This window comes from Streptomyces montanisoli, from assembly GCF_017813245.1.
GTDB lineage: Bacteria > Actinomycetota > Actinomycetes > Streptomycetales > Streptomycetaceae > Streptomyces > Streptomyces montanisoli.
The window spans coordinates 1-6,259 of the sequence record NZ_JAGIQL010000258.1 but is presented as its reverse complement, the minus strand read 5'-3'; the positions used below and the strand labels follow the sequence as shown (position 1 = coordinate 6,259).

Below are 6,259 nucleotides of genomic sequence, written 5' to 3'. Positions count from 1 at the left end.
ATCGAATCTGTGACCGGCGCGACGGGCTACATCGGCGGGCGCCTGGTGCCCGAGCTGCTGGCGGCCGGGTACGAGGTGCGGTGCCTCGTGAGGACGCCGGAGAAACTGCGCGACCACCCGTGGGCCGGGGACGTCGAGGTGGTCAAGGGCGATGTCACCCACGAGGTGGGCGTCGCCGCGGCCATGGAGGGTGTCGACATCGCCTACTACCTCGTGCACGCCCTCGGCTCCGGCAAGGGCTTCGAGGCCACCGACCGCGACGCCGCCCGCATCTTCGGCCGCTCGGCGCGCGGCGCGGGCGTCCGGCGCCTCGTCTACCTCGGCGGCCTCACACCGGCCGGCGTGCCGGAGCGCGAGCTGTCCCCGCACCTGCGCTCGCGCGCCGAGATCGGCCACATCCTGCTGGCGTCGGGCGTGCCGGCCGCCGTGCTGCGCGCCGCCGTGATCATCGGCTCGGGCTCCGCGTCCTTCGAGATGCTGCGCTACCTGACCGAGCGGCTGCCGGTGATGGTCACGCCGAGCTGGATCTCCACCCGCATCCAGCCGGTGGCCGTGCGGGACGTGCTGCGCTACCTGGTCGGCGCGGCGGCGCTGCCCGCGGACGTCAGCAGGACGTTCGACATCGGCGGGCCCGACGTCGTCACGTACCGCGAGATGATGCGGCGCTACGCGCGCATCGCCCGCCTGCCGAGGCGGCTGATCGTCGCCCTGCCCGTGCTGACGCCGCGGCTCTCCAGTCTCTGGGTCGGCCTCGTCACGCCGGTCCCGGCCGGTCTCGCCAGGCCGCTGACGGAGTCGCTGCGCCACGAGGTGGTGTGCGCCGAGCACGACATCGTCCGGTACGTGCCCGACCCGCCGGGCCACCCGTACGGGCTCGACCGCGCGGTGGGGCTGGCGCTGCGGCGCGTGCGGCAGGGCCGGGTCTCGACGCGCTGGTCGTCCGCGTCCCTGCCCGGCGCGCCGAGCGACCCGCTCCCCACCGACCCGGACTGGGCGGGCGGCAGCCTCTACACGGACGCGCGCGAGGGCACGGTGATGGCGTCACGTGCCGCGCTGTGGCGGGTGATCGAGGGCATCGGCGGGGTGCACGGCTGGTACTCGATGCCCATGGCCTGGGCGGCACGCGGCTGGCTCGACCGGTTCGCGGGCGGCGTGGGGCTGCGGCGCGGGCGCCGGGACACCGAGCGGCTGCGGGTCGGCGACTCGCTGGACTTCTGGCGGGTCGAGGAGATCGAACGTGGCAGGCTGCTGCGGTTGCGTGCGGAGATGCGGATGCCGGGGCTCGCCTGGCTCGAGATGCGCGCCGACACCGACGCGGACGGCCGCACCGTCTACCGCCAGCTCGCGCTGTTCCGGCCCCTCGGCCTCCTCGGGCAGGCCTACTGGTGGAGCGTCTACCCGTTCCACGCGCTGATCTTCGGCGCGATGATCCGCAACATCGCGGCGGCCGCGGAGGCCGAGGAGGGCGTCGTCCCGTCCCTGACCGCGCCCGCACCGCCCCCGCGGGGCGCACGTCGCCCGGGGCCTGGGCTGCCGCCGGCCTGAGCGGGCAGGCCGTGGCCCGCCGGTGGTCAGCAGCGCTCGTCGCGGTGGCCCGGGGCGCCCGCGGGCAGCACGTCCCTGTCCCGCAGCGTGACGGACAGGGTCCGGCCGAAGCGGCGGCACGCGGCGGAGAAGTCCTTGCCGTCGTACTCGATGTCGAAGATCCGCCGGTCGTAGGCGGCCGCGAAGTCCGGGCACTCGCCGTAGTGCGCGCACTCCTCGACCACGGCGAAGTCGAAGCCGATCTGCTTGTGCCTGCCCAGCAGTTCGCCGGTGTTCTTCTGGGCCACGGCGAGGCCGTCGTGGTGGCCGCGCCGCACCAGCAGCTTCGCGAAGGCGACGGCGTCCGCCTCGTCGAGCAGCCCGTCCGAGCGCTGGTACGAGTCGAGGTTGTCGGGCTCCACCGCGTCGAACCCGGCCTTCGCGCAACCGTCGAGCCAGCCGCCGACGACGTCCATCAGCTCGCCGCGCTTGCCCGCCGTGGAGATGTCGAGCAGCGGCTCGTGCCAGTCCTCGTCGATGACGAGGGCGCCGCGGCGGTCGCGCAGGAGCAGGCCGGGGTGGTGGGCGCGCCACCAGTCGACGGCGTCCCCCGGCTGCGCCTGGAAGGCGTTGACGTAGCAGACGTTGTAGAGGCCGGGCGCCGGGCGCGCGGACCGGTCGCGCGACACGGCGCGCACGCCGGCGGGCGGCTGGTAGGCGCCGCCGAGCTGGTAGTCGAACGGGGCGTCGGCGGCCGGGAGGCGCATGGGGTGCGCGGAGGGCACGGGGTGCGCGGGACGCGCGGATCGCGCGGCGGGCGCGTCCACGTCTCCGGGTTCGGCCGCACGCTGCGTGGAGCAGCCGGCGGCGGCCAGGCAGAGGGCGGTCAGGAGCGCGAGCGGCGCGGCGAGACGGCGGACCCGTGTGTGCATGGGCACCAGTCTCCGCCGCAGGTCAGAGCGGCAGCGCGCTGGGTGCCGCGAAGGCCGCCTCCACCGGCTCGGGCAGCGGCCCGTACGCGAGGAGCCCCGCGGCCGAACGCGCCGCCGTGTCGTGCCACACGCGAGCGCGCCCGAGCATGGCGTGGCCCTCGTCGTTCAGGAGGAGGGCCGCCGTCCGCGCGCCCGCCTCCCGCGCCCGCCCGCCGAGTGCAAGCGAGGCGGCGGACGATGTGACGCGGTCACGGTCGCCGTGCAGGAGCACCACCCGCCTGCCGTCCAGCTGCCGCACGGGCTCGCCCTCGGGCCACCACGGCGCGAGCGCCACGACCCCCGTCACCGCCGGGTGCCCCGCCGCACGGAGCGCCGCCCTGCCGCCCATGGAGTGCCCCACGAGCACGATCGGGACGTCACCGGCCCGCCGCACGACCTCGTCCAGCGCGGCGAGCGTGTCCGTCAGCGGGTCCGCGGCAGGCGCGTTCCAGCCGCGGTACCGGTAGCGGACGCGGCCGAGCAGCACCTCGTCCGCGGGAAGCTCGCGCGCGAGCGCGCCCAGGAAGGGCCGCATGCGCAGGGCCGCCAGCTGCCAGGGCCTGGCGGGGGAGCGGTCGTCGCTGCGGCCGCCGTGCAGCACGAGCACGGCCGCGGCGGCGCGCGCGGGCGCCCGCACGACGGCGAGCGCACGGTGCCCGCCGTGGCCGGTCGTCGTTCCGTGTGGTGCTTGGCTCATGCGGGCTCCTCGCCGTCGGGTCGCGTACGCGAGTGATTCGTCGGCGAGGTCGCGCGGGATGGGCCGCGAAGCGGAGAATTCACCCGGTCCCGTCAGAGGTCGTCGGGTAGCAGTCGGAACGCATGGCGGCCGGACCATGCGGAAAGTGGCGGTCGGTGGTGAACAACGTTTCGGTGCCGTACGCAGCTGCCAGGGCGACGTTCATGGCGTCCGTCATTCCGACCCGGCACGGACGGAGATCAAGTATTCCGGCTCGGCCGGCACCGTGGGCGAGATGACGAGGTGGCTGATCGCGGCGAGCCCGTCCTCGTGCGTCTTGTGCTCCGCAAGATGCGGACCGGGGAACCGGTACGTTGGCTCCAGGACCAGAGGCACACGAACAGTGGAGACGGCATGTCAGCGAACGCAGCCGAAACTTCCGGATGCAACCTGCCCGAGATCCTGAGCTGGGAGGAGCTCCAGCAGCTTCCGGACGACATCGCCGAGGGGATCGAGCTTTGGCATGGCAGGGTCGTGTGGAACAGGCGCGGTCCACTGGAGCACCAGCAGTTCGCCGTGCGGGTGCGCAACGCGATCGAGGCCGACGCCCGCCGCGCCATGCGGGAGGAGACCAGCGGCGAGGAGCGGCGCTGCTGGCAGGTCGGGGTGGAGACCAACGTCTTCTTCGCGCCCGACAGGTCCAGCTTCCTCACACCCGACTTCCTGGTCCGCCGCTGCCTGCCCCGTGGCGCCGACACCTTCGCCACCGACACCCTCCTTGTGGGCGAGGTGCTCTCCGGCTCGGACACCCCCAAGCGCAGGCAGTGGAAGATGGACCGGTACGCGGAGGCTGCCATTCCCTGGTACTGGGAGGTCGAGCTCGACTCCGGCAGGACCTGGGACATCACCTCGGTGCGGGCCTACGAGCTGGTTACCATCGATTCGACCGGGCTCGCCGTCAAACCGCTGCGCCCCTCGGTATACGTACCCGTCGGTGAGTGGGAGCCGGACGGCACCGGTATCGAGTTCCCCGAGCCCTTTGCTTTGGGCATCGCTTGGGAAGACCTGGCGTTCTAGTGCCCCCAACGGGATTCGAGCCCGACATCGTTACCTGCCTGACCTGCGGAAACGCGCGGAATTCGGATGAATGACGCATGCCTGCGTCCCGCTTCGTCCTCCTCGATCCGGGGCCGGTGCTGACGTGTCAGCACGGAGTGGCTGACCTGTGCAGCCGCGAATCCGGGCCCACGGGGGCGACGCCTGGTTTCATGTGGCGGTCGGGGCCTCGTTTGTCAGCCTCTGGACCGGGCCCGGCGCCTGCGGTCGGGCGCGTTCTCATCGTCGGTCGTAGTGGAAGCGGCAGGCCACGACGTGGACGGTGTCGTCCTCGTCGATGCGGTACACCAGTCGGTGCTCGGAGTTGATGCGTCGTGACCAGTAGCCGGAGAGGTTGTTCCGCAGGGGCTCGGGCTTGCCGATCCCCTCATGGCCGCTTCGGTCGATGTCGGCGATGAGCTGGTTGATCCGTTTCAGGAGCTTACGGTCGTTCGCCTGCCACCACAGATAGTCGTTCCAGCCGTCGTCGAGGAAGAGGACCTTCACGCGGCGCCCTGTCCGGCCTCGTCGTCGGGGTCGACCAATTCGCGGACCGTGCCGTGGCCCATCTGGTCCTGCTCGATCGACCTGCGCAGACGCTCGGCCATCGCGGGCGACCGCAGCAGGTAGTCGGTCTCCTTCAGCGCCTCGTACTCGGCAAGGGAGACGACGACCATCGGCTCGTGGCCGGCGCGGGTGATGACGAGCTCCTCGGCGTCGTCCTCCACCCCATCGAGGGCTTCGGCGATGCTCGCGCGCAGTTCGGTGACGCTCATCGTCTTCATGGCGTACAGGATAACGTACAGAACTATCGTGCCGCAGTCCGCTGCCACTGCTTCCGGGTGAAACGCGAAAACCGCCGGACCCGTGGCGGGTGCGGCGGCGGTGATTCTGCGGATAAAGAAGCGTTCCTCGGTGCCCCCAACGGGATTCGAACCCGTGCTACCGCCTTGAAAGGGCGGCGTCCTGGGCCACTAGACGATGAGGGCTTACGGGCCGTGCCCGGCGCCATCTGACGCGACGGGGGACGGGAGCAGCATAGGTGATGCCCGGAGCTATCGCCAAAACGGTTTCGGCCGGTCGGCGCCGGGTTGCCGCCGCCCGTCAGGCGGCTCGCGGCGCCGCCCGTCGGGCCGGCTCCCGCGGCCCTCGCGCCGTGCTCGTGCCGCGGCGACAATGGTCGGGTGCTGGAGATGACGCGCGAGGAGTTCGAGGAGCTGGTGGCCGAGGCGCTCGACCGCGTACCGCCCGAGCTGATGCGCCTGATGGACAACGTCGCGGTATTCGTGGAGGACGAACCGCCCTCGTCCGACCGCGAGTTGCTCGGCCTGTACGAGGGGACGCCGCTGACCGAGCGCGGCGAGTGGTACGCCGGGGTGCTGCCCGACCGCATCACCGTCTACCGGGGCCCGACGCTGCGCTTGTGCGCGACCCGCGAGGACGTGGTCGCGGAGACCGAGATCACCGTGGTCCACGAAATCGCACACCATTTCGGCATCGACGACGCGCGCCTGCACGCACTCGGGTACGGGTGACCGACTACGGGTGATCGGCCCGGGCGCGTGAGCGGGTGGCGTACGGCGGCGGGGGCGGCGGTGGGCGTACGCGCGCTACGTCGGGGCGTGTCCTGACGGGGCCATGCCCGTTGGACACGGCGACGTACCGCCCGCCGCCCCTCGCGGTCAGACCGCGCCCGCGAGGGGCGACCCGCCCCGCTCTCGTCCCGGAGGTGCCCTCGTGCGCCAGTCGTCCCCTTCCGCCCCTGCTCCCCGTGGTGCACCTCGCCGCGCGTCCGGGCCCGTCGTGCGGCGCGTCGCCGTGTGGGTCGCCACGTCGCTGGCCGTGGCGGCGTCCGCGGGCTGCATGAGCGTCGGCGGCGCCGCGGACGCCCCCGCGCCCCGGCTCTCCCCCAAGGCGCTTGGCGCCCCCAGATTCGTGAAGCTTTCGTCTATATCCCTATTATCGATTTATCCGTCATGTCCTCTTCTGCTTT

8 protein-coding genes and 1 tRNA gene are annotated in these 6,259 nt (G+C 72.5%); 3 read left to right on the top strand and 6 right to left on the bottom strand.

The window, feature by feature from the left end:
* Nucleotides 1-1,545 (top strand): SDR family oxidoreductase, encoded by a 1,545-nt coding sequence (locus tag JFN87_RS31545; RefSeq protein ID WP_209345687.1) that lies wholly within the window; start codon nucleotides 1-3, stop codon nucleotides 1,543-1,545.
* 26 nt (nucleotides 1,546-1,571) lie between these two features.
* Here JFN87_RS31545 and JFN87_RS31540 read toward each other — a convergent pair whose 3' ends face one another.
* The 3 genes from JFN87_RS31540 to JFN87_RS33960 all read right to left on the bottom strand — a co-directional run bounded on the left by JFN87_RS31540 (nucleotide 1,572) and on the right by JFN87_RS33960 (nucleotide 3,567).
* On the bottom strand, nucleotides 1,572-2,456 hold the full coding sequence (locus tag JFN87_RS31540) for an endo alpha-1,4 polygalactosaminidase (RefSeq protein ID WP_209345685.1): 885 nt from the start codon (nucleotides 2,454-2,456) through the stop codon (nucleotides 1,572-1,574).
* Between the two features lie 22 nt (nucleotides 2,457-2,478).
* Nucleotides 2,479-3,192 (bottom strand): alpha/beta hydrolase, encoded by a 714-nt coding sequence (locus JFN87_RS31535; protein WP_209345683.1) that lies wholly within the window; start codon nucleotides 3,190-3,192, stop codon nucleotides 2,479-2,481.
* Between the two features lie 213 nt (nucleotides 3,193-3,405).
* The gene (locus JFN87_RS33960) at nucleotides 3,406-3,567 is read right to left on the bottom strand and encodes a hypothetical protein (protein ID WP_245182720.1); all 162 of its coding nucleotides are present in this window, start codon (nucleotides 3,565-3,567) and stop codon (nucleotides 3,406-3,408) included.
* Nucleotides 3,568-3,585: 18 nt separating this feature from the next.
* On the opposite strand from JFN87_RS33960, the gene JFN87_RS31525 reads away from it, so the two are divergent.
* On the top strand, nucleotides 3,586-4,248 hold the full coding sequence (locus JFN87_RS31525) for a Uma2 family endonuclease (protein WP_209345681.1): 663 nt from the start codon (nucleotides 3,586-3,588) through the stop codon (nucleotides 4,246-4,248).
* A gap of 258 nt (nucleotides 4,249-4,506) precedes the next feature.
* Here the strand turns inward: JFN87_RS31525 and JFN87_RS31520 are convergent, their stop codons facing one another.
* The 3 genes from JFN87_RS31520 to JFN87_RS31510 all read right to left on the bottom strand — a co-directional run bounded on the left by JFN87_RS31520 (nucleotide 4,507) and on the right by JFN87_RS31510 (nucleotide 5,255).
* Complete coding sequence (locus JFN87_RS31520) at nucleotides 4,507-4,773, bottom strand: Txe/YoeB family addiction module toxin (protein WP_209345679.1); 267 nt, start codon at nucleotides 4,771-4,773, stop codon at nucleotides 4,507-4,509.
* A complete protein-coding gene (locus JFN87_RS31515) occupies nucleotides 4,770-5,060 on the bottom strand; it encodes a type II toxin-antitoxin system Phd/YefM family antitoxin (protein ID WP_372449329.1) in 291 nt (96 codons plus the stop codon). Before JFN87_RS31515 ends, JFN87_RS31520 begins: the two co-directional genes overlap by 4 nt.
* A gap of 122 nt (nucleotides 5,061-5,182) precedes the next feature.
* Nucleotides 5,183-5,255, bottom strand: a tRNA-Glu gene (locus tag JFN87_RS31510).
* 195 nt (nucleotides 5,256-5,450) lie between these two features.
* Here JFN87_RS31510 and JFN87_RS31505 point away from each other — a divergent pair.
* On the top strand, nucleotides 5,451-5,801 hold the full coding sequence (locus tag JFN87_RS31505; RefSeq protein ID WP_209345675.1) for a metallopeptidase family protein: 351 nt from the start codon (nucleotides 5,451-5,453) through the stop codon (nucleotides 5,799-5,801).
* The last annotated feature ends 458 nt before the right edge of the window (nucleotides 5,802-6,259 follow it).